The organism is Pelorhabdus sp. sgz311002 (assembly GCF_056134285.1).
In genome coordinates, this window is sequence record NZ_JBWBCL010000003.1 from 1 (window position 1) to 16,466 (window position 16,466).

The 16,466-nt window shown below is 42.1% G+C and carries 17 protein-coding genes; 4 read left to right on the forward strand and 13 right to left on the reverse strand.

What is annotated here, in order from left to right; genetic code table 11:
• Positions 1-203: IS200/IS605 family transposase (gene tnpA / locus AC0NJP_RS05840; RefSeq protein ID WP_474699134.1), on the reverse strand; the 203-nt coding region annotated here is incomplete at its 3' end.
• Between the two features lie 174 nt (positions 204-377).
• Positions 378-872, reverse strand: a complete 495-nt coding sequence (locus AC0NJP_RS05845) for a ferritin (protein WP_474037857.1) — start codon at positions 870-872, stop codon at positions 378-380.
• A 141-nt stretch (positions 873-1,013) separates the two neighbouring features.
• Here AC0NJP_RS05845 and AC0NJP_RS05850 point away from each other — a divergent pair, with 141 nt between their 5' ends.
• Entirely contained in the window at positions 1,014-1,937 is a 924-nt protein-coding gene (locus AC0NJP_RS05850; protein WP_474699135.1) for a TIGR01777 family oxidoreductase, read from the forward strand.
• A 74-nt stretch (positions 1,938-2,011) separates the two neighbouring features.
• Here the strand turns inward: AC0NJP_RS05850 and AC0NJP_RS05855 are convergent, their stop codons facing one another.
• The 7 genes from AC0NJP_RS05855 to pruA form a co-directional block, all read right to left on the reverse strand.
• Positions 2,012-4,045 (reverse strand): OPT family oligopeptide transporter, encoded by a 2,034-nt coding sequence (locus AC0NJP_RS05855; protein WP_474699136.1) that lies wholly within the window; start codon positions 4,043-4,045, stop codon positions 2,012-2,014.
• 205 nt (positions 4,046-4,250) lie between these two features.
• The gene (locus AC0NJP_RS05860; protein WP_474699137.1) at positions 4,251-5,093 is read right to left on the reverse strand and encodes an HD-GYP domain-containing protein; all 843 of its coding nucleotides are present in this window, start codon (positions 5,091-5,093) and stop codon (positions 4,251-4,253) included.
• Positions 5,094-5,104: 11 nt separating this feature from the next.
• Positions 5,105-5,473, reverse strand: coding sequence for a response regulator (locus tag AC0NJP_RS05865; RefSeq protein ID WP_474037852.1), 369 nt, complete (start codon positions 5,471-5,473; stop codon positions 5,105-5,107).
• 23 nt (positions 5,474-5,496) lie between these two features.
• Complete coding sequence (locus tag AC0NJP_RS05870) at positions 5,497-6,624, reverse strand: HD domain-containing phosphohydrolase (RefSeq protein WP_474037851.1); 1,128 nt, start codon at positions 6,622-6,624, stop codon at positions 5,497-5,499.
• A gap of 138 nt (positions 6,625-6,762) precedes the next feature.
• Positions 6,763-7,896: an HD-GYP domain-containing protein gene (locus AC0NJP_RS05875; protein ID WP_474699138.1), complete on the reverse strand. Its 1,134-nt coding sequence runs from the start codon at positions 7,894-7,896 to the stop codon at positions 6,763-6,765.
• A gap of 132 nt (positions 7,897-8,028) precedes the next feature.
• Positions 8,029-8,916 carry a LysR family transcriptional regulator gene (locus tag AC0NJP_RS05880; protein ID WP_474037849.1) on the reverse strand — a complete coding sequence of 296 codons (888 nt, stop codon included), beginning with the start codon at positions 8,914-8,916 and terminating at the stop codon, positions 8,029-8,031.
• Between the two features lie 149 nt (positions 8,917-9,065).
• On the reverse strand, positions 9,066-10,697 hold the full coding sequence (gene pruA / locus AC0NJP_RS05885) for an L-glutamate gamma-semialdehyde dehydrogenase (protein WP_474699139.1): 1,632 nt from the start codon (positions 10,695-10,697) through the stop codon (positions 9,066-9,068).
• Positions 10,698-10,925: 228 nt separating this feature from the next.
• On the opposite strand from pruA, the gene AC0NJP_RS05890 reads away from it, so the two are divergent.
• From AC0NJP_RS05890 to AC0NJP_RS05900, 3 genes are read left to right on the forward strand one after another with little or no spacing between them, the layout of a single operon-like run.
• Positions 10,926-12,263: an FMN-binding glutamate synthase family protein gene (locus AC0NJP_RS05890; RefSeq protein WP_474699140.1), complete on the forward strand. Its 1,338-nt coding sequence runs from the start codon at positions 10,926-10,928 to the stop codon at positions 12,261-12,263.
• Between the two features lie 25 nt (positions 12,264-12,288).
• A complete protein-coding gene (locus AC0NJP_RS05895) occupies positions 12,289-13,419 on the forward strand; it encodes a zinc-dependent alcohol dehydrogenase (RefSeq protein WP_474037845.1) in 1,131 nt (376 codons plus the stop codon).
• A gap of 25 nt (positions 13,420-13,444) precedes the next feature.
• The gene (locus AC0NJP_RS05900; protein ID WP_474037844.1) at positions 13,445-13,657 is read left to right on the forward strand and encodes a hypothetical protein; all 213 of its coding nucleotides are present in this window, start codon (positions 13,445-13,447) and stop codon (positions 13,655-13,657) included.
• Positions 13,658-13,712: 55 nt separating this feature from the next.
• Here the strand turns inward: AC0NJP_RS05900 and AC0NJP_RS05905 are convergent, their stop codons facing one another.
• The 4 genes from AC0NJP_RS05905 to AC0NJP_RS05920 all read right to left on the reverse strand — a co-directional run bounded on the left by AC0NJP_RS05905 (position 13,713) and on the right by AC0NJP_RS05920 (position 16,463).
• Positions 13,713-14,534, reverse strand: a complete 822-nt coding sequence (locus AC0NJP_RS05905) for an RMD1 family protein (protein WP_474037842.1) — start codon at positions 14,532-14,534, stop codon at positions 13,713-13,715.
• Between the two features lie 151 nt (positions 14,535-14,685).
• On the reverse strand, positions 14,686-14,955 hold the full coding sequence (locus AC0NJP_RS05910) for a 4Fe-4S dicluster domain-containing protein (protein ID WP_474037841.1): 270 nt from the start codon (positions 14,953-14,955) through the stop codon (positions 14,686-14,688).
• Positions 14,948-15,691: a 2-oxoacid:acceptor oxidoreductase family protein gene (locus AC0NJP_RS05915; RefSeq protein ID WP_474037839.1), complete on the reverse strand. Its 744-nt coding sequence runs from the start codon at positions 15,689-15,691 to the stop codon at positions 14,948-14,950. The genes AC0NJP_RS05910 and AC0NJP_RS05915 overlap by 8 nt, the downstream gene beginning before the upstream one ends.
• Positions 15,675-16,463, reverse strand: coding sequence for a thiamine pyrophosphate-dependent enzyme (locus AC0NJP_RS05920; RefSeq protein ID WP_474037838.1), 789 nt, complete (start codon positions 16,461-16,463; stop codon positions 15,675-15,677). Before AC0NJP_RS05920 ends, AC0NJP_RS05915 begins: the two co-directional genes overlap by 17 nt.
• Positions 16,464-16,466: the final 3 nt, after the last annotated feature.

A 16,466-nucleotide genomic window follows, 5' to 3' on the forward strand; every position in this document is an offset into this window, starting at 1 on the left:
TGTATATGATCTGGGCATATCTCGCCTTCCATTATCTCTACGCCTTTCCATTGGCATAACGTTCTAAGTATCTCTCGTATCTCTTGCCGTTTTTCCTTGTAAAATACCTTTCTCCTATACTTTGGCGCAAATACTATATGATACTTACAATTCCATTTTGTATGTGCTAAACTATTTCTGTCATTATTTTGTTCTTTCAACATCTAGTGACATCTCCTAATGGGTAATCTGTATTTTAAGCTGGCAGGCTTATTTACAGATTACCACGTTAGGGCTCACCGCTTAAGCTCTCTGGAACCACGCGACTATCGCGTGGTTTTCTTTATACAAAAAAAGAGCGCATGGTCTCATGCACTCTTTTACTAAAAAACAATGATTTATTCAGCAGCTCGTTTTCCTAATTCCTTATCAATATATAGGATCGCGCTCCCCTTGTCGCCTACAGTTTTAAGGCGTTCCAGTACAGCCGTGGCACTTGCTTCTTCTTCAACTTGCTCCGTAATATACCACTGCAAGAAGATCTGGGCCGCATAGTCTTTTTCTTTTAAAGCGACTTCATAAAGCTTATTGATGCTTTCTGTAATAGATTGTTCATGTTTTACAACTGCTTCAAAAGTTTCTACAGGAGAACCGAAGTCATGTTCAGGCGCCTCAAGCGCTTCTAACAAGACTTTCCCGCCACGTTCAGACAAATAGTCCATAAGTTTCAGAGCATGAGCTCGTTCTTCTTCATACTGAACTTTAAGCCAATGCGCAAATCCCTTTAGATTTTTTTCTTCAGAATAAGCAGACATAGCTAGATAGAGGTAAGCAGAATAAAATTCTTTTTGAATTTGTTTGTTAAAAGCATTTTGTACTTTTTCATTGATCATGATTTACCCGCCCTTTCTTCGTAACAGCTTCGCTTATTAGCTATATTCTAACAAAATATCCTAAAAATGTACAGGAGTTTCTAATCGAAAGCAGAATTTATAAAAAAAGCTTTGTGTAAATTTACTGAAGGAGGGTGCTTTATGAACATTTTACTTACAGGTGGCACAGGTTTTATCGGTACAGCTCTCACCAAACAGCTTTTACATAAAGGGCATGCAGTGACACACCTTTTGCAGCAAGAGCCAGCTAACGCTTATAACATTCCCTATATTGTTAGTAAAAATCCGCAGGAACTCTTGCCCACGGACACTCTTGCTAGATTTGAAGCCATAATCAATTTGGCAGGGTACAACATCGGCAAAGATTTACGCTGGACTAAGGCTATCAAAGATAAAATTCGCGACAGCCGTCTAAGCAGAACAGCCCAAATTGCCAACAGTATCTCATATAACTTCAGCACAGGTCAAAAAACACCGTCTTTGCTTATTAACGCCTCAGCCGTAGGTTACTATGGAACAGCACCGCTTGGTCCGCTCACCGAGCAATCCCCCTCCGGTACAGGGTTTTTAGCCAAAACCTGCCGTGATTGGGAAGCCGCCGCGGAAAAAGCCCGCAATGCCAAAGTAAAAATTGTCAGACTGCGCTTTGGCGTGGTGCTAGGCCCCAATGGTGGCATCTTAACAAGACTCGCCCAGCCTTTCGCCTATGGTTTAGGCGGCATCATTGGCAATGGCCAAAACCATGTCTCTTGGATTCACCTTCATGATCTTATTGCTCTGATTGAAGTCTCTTTATCGGGAAAATTAGATGGCCCTTATAACGCCACAGCGCCTCGACCTGTTACTATGCAAGAGTTCGGCGAAACACTCGGCGAAGCGCTTAACAAACATTGCTGGACGCAATTTCCTGCTTGGCTGGCTCGTTGTTGTTTTGGCGAAATGGCTGATGAAGTTCTGCTTTGTAGTCAACAGGCGGTTCCCAGCGCCGCCTTAGCACAAGGATTTACTTTTAAATACCCTACATTAGATAAAGCATTACAACAAATTTATCTAGCAAAACAATGAGAAGGAGGGCTAAAAGCCCTCCTTCTCATTGTTTACAGTATTATATTTATGTATAACACTTCTTTTTTATATAATTATTCTTTAATCGCTAAAACGCGATAGACAAATAAGCAAATCATCGCGATAAACACGCCAAGTCCTAGGAAGTCCGCCGTTGGACCAAAAGCTTTCCCTACAAGTGCTAACGGAGCATCACTACCGCCGCTCGAAACAGAAAAAACAATCACAATGGCAATAATAACCCCCATCAGACTTTCACCAACAATAAGCCCGGAAGCAAATAATACACCGTGACGACTCGCTTTTTCCACATAAGCGTCTACATCTTGAGTCTTACGCTGAACAGCTCGTTTTTGCAAATAGCGGTTTACGACATACCCCATGACCGCCCCAATCACTAAAGGCATTTCTAGCGTAGGCGGCAAGTAGATACCCATGCCAACAGCCAGAGGCGGCAACGTGTATTTAGCGGTATTTTTTTTCAGCATCAGATCAATCACAATAATAACAATTCCTACGGCAATGCCAAATAAAATATAGCTCCAGTCAAGATTATGACTAAAAATACCTTTGGCAATCGTCGTCATCAAGGTAGCTTGAGGCGCTGATAAAACCTGACTTTCGTCCATACCGCTTCGCGGCATAGCGCCAACAAAGCCATAAGCTTGGTACAGCAGATTTAAAACCGGAGCAATGGCAAAAGAGCCAACGAGACAACCGATCAGTAAAGCAACCTGCTGTTTCCAAGGAGTAGCGCCAACAAGATAGCCAGTTTTCAAGTCCTGCATATTATCATTAGAAATAGCCGCAATGCTAACAATTACACTGGTCATGAAAATGGCCAAAGCAATCGCAAATTTACTACCAAGTTCCGTATCAAATAAACTTACAGCCGAACCAATCAATAAAACAACAAGGGATGAAGTAATGATGCCTAAAATACCAATGCCGGAAATAGGACTAGCCGATGTACCAATCAATCCAGCCATATAACCACAGGCGGCAGCGACAAAGAATCCCATGCAAATCGCAACAAGAACACCAACAATCACAAATACTCCCGTAACGCTTGCTGAAAGATGCGCATCAGAAATAAAAGAATAAAAAGTAGCTAACAAGCCGCACACAACAACGCCTAAAACAGCGCCAGTCGCTTTAGGCGATAAATCGGTATCCATACGATGCAAGGTATGATTCTCACCCGATTGTCGCATAGCAGCAAGCGAGATTTTCATGCCTTCAAGAATCGGTTTTGTTAAAGTAAGCAATGTCCAAATAGCAGCAATACCAATTGTTCCAGCACCAATGAGTCGTACCTTTTGCGCCCAAATCGAAGAAGCAAAGGCACCGATACTTTGCCCATCGGCCGGTGCAGTAATTGAAGTTAGATAAGGAACAAAAACGCCCCATGACAAAATCGTCCCTGTTAATATAGCCATCCCACTGGCTATACCAATCAAATAACCAGCACCAAGCAAAGCGGAAGAAAAACCTAGCGGCAACTGCGAAACCGCTTTGCCAAAAGAAAACCAATAATGAATGGCTGAAGAAAGGATTTGAAAACCATCTGCGCACAGGCTGACAAAACTAGCAACTACCCCGCCAGCTAGAATGTCTTTTATGCCATTTTCTTTTCCCTGTACCGATTGACCACTGCCGACCTTAAGAATCTCAGCAGCAGCCAGGCCTTCGGGATAAGGCAGATCACTGTTAACAATCATGGCCCGGCGCAACGGAATCGTAAATAAAACGCCTAAAGAACCGCCACAGGCGCAAATCATCAGGGTCTGCCAAAAAGCAAAACCTTGCCAATAGCCAAGCATTAATAAACCAGGAACAATAAAAATAACAGCAGAAAGCGTTCCGGCAGCCGATGCTTGGGTCTGTACCATATTATTTTCTAGCACATTAGAATCTTTAAACATTTTTAAAATAGCCATTGAAATAACAGCAGCTGGAATGGAAGAGGAGAAAGTTAGACCGACTTTTAGTCCTAAGTACACATTCGATGCTGTAAAAATAACAGTAATCAGCATTCCTAGTACGATACCGCGAACTGTCAGTTCAGGCACAGTCAGTTTATCGCTTTTAAAATCAAACGCTTGCATACGAAAACCCCTTATCTTATTATTTTTTGTTTCGCAAGAATCTCTGCTTATATCCCCCTTCCACACAATAAAATAGGCTAATAAAACCGACTTTATTTTACCATGTCTCTACTCAGAAGACTTTTTTAAAAAATTCTCGTTTTTCCTGATAATTCCTTTGTAAAAATGTGTAAAACGATAAAAAAACAAAAACCTCTCGCATCGTCTACGCAAGAGGCCTTTGTTGATACAGCCGAGTCCAATCAATCGTGCCTGCCAGCAGTTCAACTGCATCAGGCGGAAATAAAATTTTCTTTTTACCGATCGTATCAAATAGCGCTTTGCGCGGATGAACCTCACCGATGATCAGACGATCATAATAGTCCACGATACTAAGCAAGCTTGAAAACTCCGAAATTTGAGTACGACTAAATGAAAAAGGAAAACCGGTACCGTTATAATATTCATGGTGTTGCAAACAAGCAAGGGCAATAACCATATCAACTTGCGGATTTTCACGCAATTTTACGAACCCTAAAAAAGGATGTTCTTTATCTTCGTCGTGAAATTCATCATTCATTCCACAGTCATGCAACAAAGCGCACATAGCTATATATTCTAAATTCAAAGTATCATACTGTTTAATCAGACCTAAATGAACGGCCAAAATTGTCGTACGCAAAGTATGTTGATAAAGAATACTTGTCTTGCTGCAAACTTCAAGAAACTCTTGAATAAAAGATCGCTTTAAAACAGAATAAATGACTGTTTCAATTTTCTCCATGTTATCCTTAACGGTGAGCGCCCTTAACTCATTAATCTGATAAGTAAGATTGATTGTATCAGCAAGTGTTTGTTTGGCAATCACTGTATCAGTCGAGCAGGCCTCAGGCAATTCGTCAGTTTCATCACAAATTTCGATAAAAGCAACATCAAAATTGCGCAACCGCTGAATCATCGTTTTAGTTAAAACAAGCCCTTTAGCGACAAGAACCATCCCTCGCTTATCGCAAATCGTTTGATCAGAGATCATACCTTCTTTCAGATCTTCGACGGAAATCTTTTTCATTCTACCACATCCTACGACTGCGATTTAAATAATTTAGTCATAGCCTTTACAACAGCTTCTTGGCTAAGAGGTTTTGTAATAACCCCGGCAGCCCCCCATTTTTGACACTCGTCTTGCAAAAATTGCTGATTGCCCAAAGTAGTAATCATAAAGATTTTAACTTTCTCATCAATTTGGGAAATAATTTTTAAAACAGCAAGCCCATCAGGCGCTGGAATAATGTAATCAAGAAAAATAATGTCTGGCTGAAAGGATCGTTGTTTTTCTAAAGCATCAATACCATTTACAGCTTCATCAAATTGGACATTTTGGGCCTTTTCAAAAAAAGAGCGTAATTGCGCCCGCGACAAACCAGAATCATCAACAATGAGAATTTTCACGGACTTCCCTCCTGCTTAGACTATTACAAGCCACTTCGCCCTAGCTCACTATTTTGTTCAAAAACTTCAGCAAAAGCGCCATTTATTTCTACAAAAGCATCCACAAGGTCCGGGTCGAATTTTTTCCCCTTGTCATGTACAATGATCGCACAAGTATCTTCATGGGAAAAACCATTTTTATACGGCCGCTTCGAGCGCAAGGCATCGTAAACATCGGCAATAGCCATAATGCGAGCGCATAAAGGAATAAAGGTTCCTTTTAAACCAAAGGGATATCCTGTCCCATCCCAATTTTCATGATGCGACTGAGCAATATCCATAGCCATAGTCAATAAACTATTATCAGGATATTTAGCGACGATCCGCGCAATTGTAATTGCGCCAAGTGTCGTATGAGTTTTCATGACCTCAAATTCTTCTACTGTTAATTTGCCTGGTTTTAGCAAAATCCGATCGGGAATTCCAACCTTCCCGATATCATGCAGCGTCGCTGCATACATAATTACATTAATAAATTTCTCATCAATTTGAGTGCTAAATAAACTTTTTGTTACTAAGTCCTTCGCCAAAATCTGACAGTAATATTTTACCCTGTCTAAATGCGCCCCCGTATCGTTATCACGACATTCTGACAATTTAGCCAAAGCCACAATCATTGCCGTTTGTGCTTCTGTTACCTTATTTTGTTCTTTCAAGATTTGGCCATACTGTTCCTGCACCAGTTGTTGCAGTTGCTGATTAAAAATATCGACCCGCCGCTGCAACCTAACAATTTTCAGATGAGTACGAACCCTAAGTTCTACTTCGCGTACATCAAAAGGCTTCGTGATATAATCAACAGCACCTACGTCAAAGGCTTGCATTTTATCACGAATTTCAGTGAGTGAACTGATAAAAATAACCGGTATATCCTTAAGCCGAATACTCTCTTTCACTTTTCGGCATACTTCAAATCCATCCATTTCAGGCATCGTTATATCAAGCAGTATCAAATCAGGAGGAGTTTTTTCCGCACTTGCCAACGCTTCCCAACCGCGCGTAAAAGTCATAGCGCAAGCGCCTAATGATTCGAGCATTTTTGTTAAAATAGTAAGATTAAACGGTGTGTCATCTACAATCATAATTTTGGCGCCTTGTATAATTTCTCTCATATAGAAAGACTCCTGCTCTTTAATAAATGACCTGTTTGTTTATATTTCAGTTTTATTATTTGACATTTATTTCTTTTCACCTTCACGAAAAAATATAAAGTGACATTTTTTTCCCATAATATAATTGTTTGAAACAATCTAATTAATTTTACTTTGTAAATTATAAGCCTGCTCAGCATAGAGTTGTGAGTAGCAAGGCGATTCTTCTGCAAAATCCACAATGAACAGTCCCGGATTTTTTGCTAAATCAAGCGAAAAAACACGTTCCGACTGGCCGGGCTCCGCTTGAGACAGAATTCGAACAACCGGCGTCGTCTTATTATGAATATCAACACCAAGAATCAAACCTTCTTGCTGTGTATTAAGCCAGACTTTTTTGCCAATAGGATAAACGACTACATTCTGAACAAAAATCTCCGTTAGACGTGGGTTAAAATAGGTTCCCGCCGCTCGGTTCAAAATAGCGGCTGCATAATATACAGGAGTGGGCAGACGATGCGGCATTCCTACAATCAACCGTTCATACACATCGGCAATACCAATAATCTGACCATACAGCGAAATAGAATCCCCTTTTAAACCCATGGGGTAACCACTGCCATTCCATCGCTCATGATGTTGAAAGCAACCGTTTAAAACATCTACCGACACAGTATGATTTTCCCGCAAGATCTCTAAAGAGTAAAAGGGATGCCGTTTGTATTCTTCCTGCTCTCCTGGCGTTAACCGATCAGGAAACTGCTCCGCCACCTTTGGCGGAAATTTTATTTTTCCTACATCATGAAGCAAAGCGGCTAACCCTAAATCATTAAGCTGCTTTTCTTCATATCCTAGGGCCAAACCTGTCATAATCGACAAAATAGCTGTATTTACTGCGTGGGAAAACATATACCCGGCTTTACGTCCTATATCAAGCAACTTCATCATACTACGCGGATCGTCCGCCAATTGAATAATCCAGTTAGTAACAAAACCCTTCATCTTTGTCAAAGAAATATCTTTTCCTACTTGAAACTGATCTACTAAATCACAGGCAGCCCCAATGGCTGCCTGCTGTTGCTTAAGGCCATACAACATATCGCTTGTAGTTTCCATGACGCTCGTCTGTGGCTCTCCCACATAAAGAGTGGTAAAACCGCGATTTTTTAAATACTCTATATAGCGATCTTTCATAACAATGCCTTCATGAAGCAATATAGTCCCGTCATCAGCCAGAAGTGGCTGAGATAAATACATCCCTGGCGCAATTTGGTCTAAACTGATGCTCCGCATAGAAATCCTCCCGCAATCAAAGTACCGTCGCTTTATCTTTCTATTCATTATATCGACAAAGAATCAAAATCCTTAACTTTTGGAAAAATCCATAAAAAAACTGCCTAGCTTTCGCCACGCAGTTTTATTTGTTTAAAAATCCACTTCATAATTTTCACGTAGCCATAAGCGAGTACAATCAAGAAATTTGCGAGCTGCCGGTGAAATATTCTTAAAGGATAAGGCCGCCACGCCTAAGAGGCGATAATCGGCTTCGGCCAGCTCAACAAGTTGTACTCCCTCTGGCACATGTTCTAAAATAAGTTCCGGCAAAATACTAATTCCCAGCCCTCTTTGCACCATGGCTAAAATCGTTCGTTCTTCCATTAGTTCATATTTAATCTGTAAATTCAAATTATGTTCCTTTAAAATCCGCCGAATATTATCGTCACTACCCCACTGCGGCATAATAAAACATTCATCCTGCATCTGCTCATAAGAAATTTTCTTAGCCTCGCGTAAAGGATGCTTCGGCGGTAAAATCACCATGAGTTTATCTTTTTTTAAAGGAATCGTATCAAAAGATTTGGCCATAGGCAAACAAACAAAGCCAAAATCGACTGTCCCGTTAGAAATCCACGTATCCATTTCATCATAACAGCCTAAGTAGGTTTTTACTTCAATATGGGGATACTGTTCACTAAAACTAGCTAAAATCCCCGGAAGCCATTGCTGTGATACGCTTGATAAAGTTCCCAGACGAACAACGCCTGTATCAAGACCTTTAATAGCAGCAATTTCTTGCTTTAAAAGTTCTTCTTCCTTTAAAATACGCCGAATACGCTGTAAAATCCGCTCGCCATTAGGTGTTAGACGAATTCCGCCATGGCCTCGCTCTAAAAGAGCCACCCCCAATTCTCCTTCCAAGCTAGACATGGCGTAGCTTACGCCAGACTGAGTTAAATGAAGTTTATCGGCAGCCTTGGTTAAACTGCCGACTTCAGCAATAGCGCTAAAAATCTCATACTTTGAAAGCGACAAATAACCAACTCCTCTTTGGGCAGTATCTTATTCACACTATACTACAACCAAGCGGAGCCTGTCATGTTTTTTCATAAAAAAGCCGTTACTCACCAGACGCTTGCTGCGCCGGGAGTAACGGCTTCTTTTCATTTACAATCAAAATAAATTTATTCTTCTGTCATGTAAGGATATTCAACGATAGTACGAGGAAGAAGTGTTTCTTTAATCGCTCTTTGGCTCATCCAACGATACAGATTGATTGCGCTACCTGCTTTGTCATTCGTACCAGAACAACGACTGCCGCCAAAAGGCTGCTGACCGACTACCGCACCAGTTGGTTTATCATTAATATAGAAGTTTCCTGCTGCATGACCAAGCGCCTTGGCCATTTTCACAATTATGTTTCTATCCTGAGCAAAGATAGCTCCTGTTAAACCATATTTAGTCGCTTCATCGCACTCTTTTAACATGGCTTCGAATTGGGCATCCTCATAAACATAGACAGTGAGAACTGGTCCGAAAATTTCTTCTACCATTGTTTTAAAACGAGGCGATTTGGCTAAAATCACTGTAGGTTCAACGAAATAGCCCACGCTGTCATCACAGGTTCCGCCGATAATGACTTCTGCGTCTTTGGACTCCTTAGCATAATCAATATAGCTTTTAATATTATCAAAAGAATTTTGATCAATTACCGCATTAACTAGGTTTGTAAAATCGCTTACATCGCCCATTTTGATTTTAGCGATTCGTTCTTTCAATTGTACCTCTACCTGTGCCCAAAGACTTGCCGGAACATAGGCCCTTGATGCTGCTGAACATTTTTGTCCCTGATATTCAAAAGATCCCATGACCATAGCGCAGGTAAGCGCCGTTACATCAGCTGATGCATGAGCAAAAATAAAGTCTTTGCCGCCTGTTTCTCCCACCAAACGAGGATAGGATATATACTTGTCAAGATTTTGCCCTACGTGCTGCCAAATCTGATTGAAAGTAGCCGTGGATCCCGTAAAATGAACACCAGCCATATGAGAGTGATCAATAACGACTTTCGAAAAATCAGCACCGCTACAAGGAACAAAATTAATGATGCCGGCAGGCAAGCCTGCTTCCAAAAGAATTTCCATAAAATAATAATTGGAAAGAACTGCCGTGGAAGAAGGTTTCCATAAGACCGTATTGCCAACCATGGCCGGTGCAGTACAAAGGTTGCCGCCAATCGAAGTAAAGTTAAAGGGCGTAATGGCTGCTACAAAACCGTCTAACGGACGATATTCTACGCGGTTCCACACTCCATCGGTATTCGCTGGCTGCTGTTTATAAATTTCCTGCACATAATAAGGATTAAACCGCAGAAAATCAGCTAATTCGCAAATAATATCAATTTCAGCTTGAAAAGCATTTTTACTTTGGATCAACATACAAGAGGCAGCAATTTTCGCCCGATACTTTCCAGTCAAAAACTCTGCTGCTTTTAGAAAAATCGAAGCCCGATGTTCCCACGGCATAACTTCCCATTCGGCCTTTGCCGCTTCTGCAGCTTCAATTGCTAATTTTAGTTCCTCAGGGCCGGCAATAGAATATTCGCCCAAAACCATTTTATGATTATGCGGGCAGATCATTTTCCCCTTTTTCGTTGTACGGATTTCTTTACCGCCAATAATAATCGGAAGATCTACAGGATTTTCCATTTGCCGCTTCAATTCCGCCTTCAAGGCAATCTTCTCAGGTGATCCTGGCATATAACCTTTAATCGGTTCATTTTTAGGACTCATAATTTGAAAATAAGCATTGTTCACGTTACACTTCCCCCTTGTATTGGTAATAATGTATTGAAATTTGTTTAGTGTGTTTTTTTCTATAGTCTTAGCTTACCGCAATATTAGGATAAAGTACATTCAGAATCTTTTATGGCAGGTATTAGTTTTTTTGAACTACCTCGATGTTCTGCATAAAAAATGTGGAAACAGGCAAGGACTAACTTCATTACAAACTCTTGATACATCGCTCTTAAGGAGGCTAAAGGAATGCTGGATTGGCTCTTGATGAAATTACTTGATCCCGCCATGGATGAGGTTACAAAAAAAATATTATCTGATGAATATGCTAAAAATCCTTTTCTACTCGTGACAGTCGCTGAAAAACTATCGCCTCGCGCCATTGTCGAGGCTGCACTGCGATCCCAATCAGGCCAAGCCATTTCCCGCCCCTTGGGAAGCCCTGTCGTCTTATCTCCCTGGGATCAGCTACTGTTAAATCCCAAACAGCTTTTTCAGCTCCCCTGGCAAGAAGCTAGCTCCGTTACTACGGAAACCATCATTGGGCCACAAGCGAAAAAGCCTTTGCGCCTGGCCCTGCCCATCTTAATTACCGGTATGTCCTATGGCGGTTCTCTGGCATTGCCAATAAAAATGGCGTTAGCCAAAGGCGCCAGTCTTGCCGGTACAGCAACGAATACCGGTGAATCAGCCGTAACGGCAGAGGAACGTCGCAGCGCCGCTTTATTGATCGGCCAATACCATCGCGGCCATTTTTTAAGCGGACCTGAGCAGCTTAGTCAATTAGACGCTATTGAAATTCAACTTGGCCAAGGAGCATGGGGCGGCGCTGTGGATGAACCGATCCGTGCCGATCAAATTGGCGAACATCTGCGATTAACTTGGCAGCTTGCCAAAGGAGAAGATACGGCTATTCACGGACGTATGCCCGGTAAAACTACCACGAGTGACTACATTACGATGATCAATGAAATGAAGCAGCAATATGATGTTCCTATTGGTATAAAAATTGCTGGTTCTGACTATCTTGAATATGAATTAGAAGTGATTTCTCATACGCAGGCTGATTATATTGTCATTGACGGATCGGAAGGCGGTACAGCTGCATCAAATCCAACGCTGCAAGACCATGTAGGACTCCCGACATTTCATAGTCTGGTTCGCACCGTTGACTGGCTCACACAAAAAAACCTTCGTGGAAAAATCTCCGTAATCGCCGCAGGCGGTCTTGCCACGCCAGGACATTTTTTGAAAGCTCTAGCCTTAGGAGCTGATGCCGTTTATATCGGTACAATTGCCCTTATGGCTGCTCTGCATAGTCAAGTAAGCAAGGTTATGCCGCAAACACCGCCAGTACAACTGGCCCTCTACACCGGCAAAGAGGCTGATGAACTTGACATTGATCAAGCGGCGGCGGCTCTAACCAATTTTCTGACCTCCTGCCTCGAAGAAATGAAGCTGGCCGCACAGGCGGTAGGCAAAGGCTCCTTAAGCGCTTTAGATCGTTCTGATCTTGTAACAGTATCCCCTGAGATTGCGCAGTTTAGTGGCATTCGCTACGGGGGCTCACCGCGTACCAGCCGATAATAAAACACGAAAGGGAGCGCCAGAGATGAAAGCGATCACTTATCAGGGAGTACGTGAAGTAGCCGTCACAAAAGTCGCCGATCCAAAAATTCTAAAAGATGATGATATTATTGTCCGTATCACTACAACCACCATTTGTGGTTCTGACTTACACCTGTTTCGTGGTCGCATTCCCAAAATGCCGGAAGGGTTTATTATCGGACACGAGGCGATGGGTATCGTCGAAGAAGCGGGAAAAGCCGTTGCCAAAATAAAAAAAGGCGACCGTGTGGTCGTCCCTTTTCCTGTGGCCTGCGGCCATTGCTTTTATTGCAGCCATGGTCAGTTTAGCCAATGCGATAATTCCAATGAGCATGGCGAAGTAGGCGGTTTTCTCGGTTACAGCGAACTCATGGGCGGCTACGACGGAGCCCAGGCAGAGTTTTTGCGCGTCCCCTACGCAAACGTCGGCCCGAGAATCATTCCTGAAAGCTTAACAGATGAACAAGTCTTATTTTTATCAGATATCCTACCTACGTCCTACTGGGGCGTCGCTAATGGCGGCGTAAAACCAGGCGATACGGTTGTCGTTCTGGGCTGCGGACCAGTGGGACTGCTTACACAAAAATGGGCGAAATACAAGGGCGCAGATCGCATCATTGCTGTTGATAATATTGACTACCGCCTACAGCATGCTAAAAAATTCAATCACGTAGAAACTATCGATTTTAATGACTATGACAATACCGGTGAAACAATAAAAGAAATTACCCATGGCGGCGCTGATGTTGTGATTGATTGTGTCGGCATGGATGGCGTCATGTCACCTATTGAAGAGCTTGAAACCTTACTTATGCTGCAAGGCGGGTCCAAATCAGCGATTGAGATGGCATCTCAGGCCGTAAGAAAATGCGGTACTGTATCAGTCGTCGGCGTTTACGGAATGCGCTATAATAACTTTCCCTTTGGCGATTTCTTTTCCCGCAACATTACGTTAAAAATGGGGCAGTGTCCAGCCCAATCTTATATGGACGAAATTCTAGCACTGATTGAACAAAACAAGTTTGACGCCACTGATATTATTACGCATCGCCTCCCTCTTAATGAAGGAAAAAAAGCCTATGAGCTCTTTGATCACCGCCTTGATAACTGCATCAAGGTTATATTAAAACCATAGCATGTAAGGAAGTGAGATTCAGCCAATGGATGAAGAATACCCTGAAGAAATCCTGCTTAAAATCGCCGAAGAATGTCAAAAGTTCGAACATATTATAAACGCTATGGGATATGGTTATTCGCTGCTTAATGTATCGCCACAAGATTTTAAACAACGCTGCAATGATTGTGTCTATTGGTATCATGGGACATGCAAAATTTTCCGTAAAGAACTGTCACAATGGCGCCCAGTTCACTAATTAAGAATACCAAACGGGGCTGTACAAAATTTTAATTTTGCACAGCCCCTGCCAATTACCATTTAATTTTATCGATCAGTGACAAAATGACTTCAATGACAATTAATATAATAATCGCCCATTCCAATTTTGTCCCGCGTTTCGCATGGGTTAAATTGGAGAAAGACTCCGTAATATCCATAAGTACCTGCGTTTTGTGATTGACAATATCGCGCCGATCATCAAGCTCAAAGATTTGGCTAAGTTCGGCATAAAGATCGGATGCTGCCTCATTAACCCAAGTGACTTCCGGCTTATCCAACAGCATGATATACGAAATTGTATTGAGCTTAAAACCCAATATTCTTGCCGATATCTTGGCAAGTTTTTCATCAGAGGCCACTAAATTCCCCTCATGAAGTCTCTCTACGGTGACTTCGACGTCATCAAGCAAAGTATCAATATTGGTTTCAATTCGATCAAGGGCTACTGATTTTGCCAGAATCGTTGAAACAATTTCCCGATGATAGTCAGCTTCCGCTGCGGCCAACATATAATCATTTTTTACCATGGGCTCCTGTGAGGCATCAATCTCAATTTTATAGTCATCCATATATTTAAAGGGATCTTTTGTGATAATCCGCTTATCAATGGTCCGCAAATAATTAATCAAGTCAGTCATCTCATGATGGGCACAATTAATAAAAACAACACTGCCAAAATGAAAGAGTCTCACGCGTCGTCCCTGCGTTTCTTTAATAATCCCCTTGAGCGCTTCCTCCTGCAATACTAAGGAATCTTCCCATTTCCATTTTCTGTTAATCCCAAAATGCGCGGCTATACTGTTTAAATCCAATTCATTACATAAAACAACCGCTTTAAATTCTTCACTACTCATAGAACCTCCAAATACTTTCTTACTGCCAGTTTAATCTTAAAACAATATTTTGTAACTAATTATATTTTCCATAGCACAAAAAATGTCCTGCCCAAAAGTAAGTAAAAAAGTCATTGATACGAATCGAAAAAAAAATAACCGGAACATCCGGCTATTTTTTTTCGATTCGTATGGCACAATCAGGACAAACCATTTGACACATACCGCAAACAATACAGCCTTCAATCCGCGGTTCTACGCGAGGCGTCCCATAGACCCCCACTTCCTTTGACCATTCAATGACTTTCGTGGGACATTTTTGTATACACAAACCACACCCCTTGCATAAACCAGGAAATCCAAGCCAAATTCCCCGCGGGTTATCGTAGCGAACTGACTTCCATTGTATCTTTCTTGTAGCGGTGTCCGCCTCTTTAGCCATTTTTGCCTCCTTCCACCAGCGCAGCAAACATTTCATAGCCTTTAGCTAGAGCTTGTTCATTCAATTCCCGCAGCTTAGGATCCTTCTGAAATTTATGGCCGAGTTTTTCTTCCAACGCTCGTTGAACAGCTTCTAAAGGCATAATAGAAGTCGCCGCAAGTAGCGTTCCTAAAATCATAATATTAAAAACACGAGGATGCAGTTCATTCTTGGCCGTATCATTAGCAGCAATGGCAATCACTCGTCCTACCTTGCGAGGAATTTTTCTTTCCTTATTCTCCGCGTTCTCTGCTTCATGAAAGTAAAAACAGCTTCGATTATCGCCTAAATCTTCTGCTGCCGTTTTAATCTCGGCTTGATCGGTCGGACAAGGTGGCGTGCTCTCAAAATACTGCAAACCAATGATCTCATCATTAACTTGCGCTGGCTCAATCAGCGAATTGTCATAAATATACAGAGTTTCTTCTCCGGCATAATGGCGTGTCCTAGCTATCGCTCTGGCGCTTAAGGCGATCAAAATATCAGCCGTCTCAAATTTAGGAGCGCCAATTTTCTCATCTGCTTCGGTAATTTGCAAGTAGGCCATAGAAATGCCACCACGTTGCTCAACACCAAAGTTAGGTATATATAAAGCTTCTTTACCTTCGCGATTTGCTGCTTCGGCAACGATTTCCGCAATAGATTGAATTCCTTGCCCGCCTTCGCCAGCAAGCAAAATTTTAAGGATTTTGTGCATGCTCTTCCCCCTTTGCTTCCGGCAATTTCAATTCGCCCACCTTAAAATAGGCTGTCATATCTTTTTCAACAAATCGCCAGGTTTGTTCGGCATTGGTTTTCCAATTTGTCGGACAGGATGACAGAGCCTCAATAAAAGAAATACCGCGACCAGCCATTTGATTTTCTAACCCCTTGCGGATAAATTTAGTTAACTGCTTAATATTAGAAATTGTACCTCTAGCTACATAAGCGCCTTCTTGACTAATAGCTGCTACCATTTCCGGTCCCAAAAGCGGCGGCCCCGCTTCTTCTACCTTTTTGCCATAGGGACTCGTTTCCGTTACCTGCCCTGGCAAAGTCGTCGGCGCCATCTGTCCTCCGGTCATAGCGTAATTCACATTGTTAACAAGAACAATCGTAATTTTTTCGTTACGTAAAACAGCATTTACTAAATGCTGACTGCCAATGGCGTAGCCACCGCCATCACCCATATAAGCCACGCCCACTAGATCTGGCCTAACCCGCTTAGCACCGGCAATAAAAGGAGTTGTTCGACCGTGATGGGTCTGTACGCAGTCGGCCTGAAAGAAATTCCAGCTAAGCAGGGAACAGCCAATATCACAGCCATAAAGCAGCTTATCTACAATGCCCAGTTCGTCAATTGCTTGTCCTAAGCATTTTAAAACAATCCCATGACCACAGCCAGGACAAAAACTATGAGGTTTAGAAGTTTCCAGCCAAGAAGCAGGGAAAGCAGGCTGAAAAATCTGGTCTTCAATTAATTCCTGCATGGA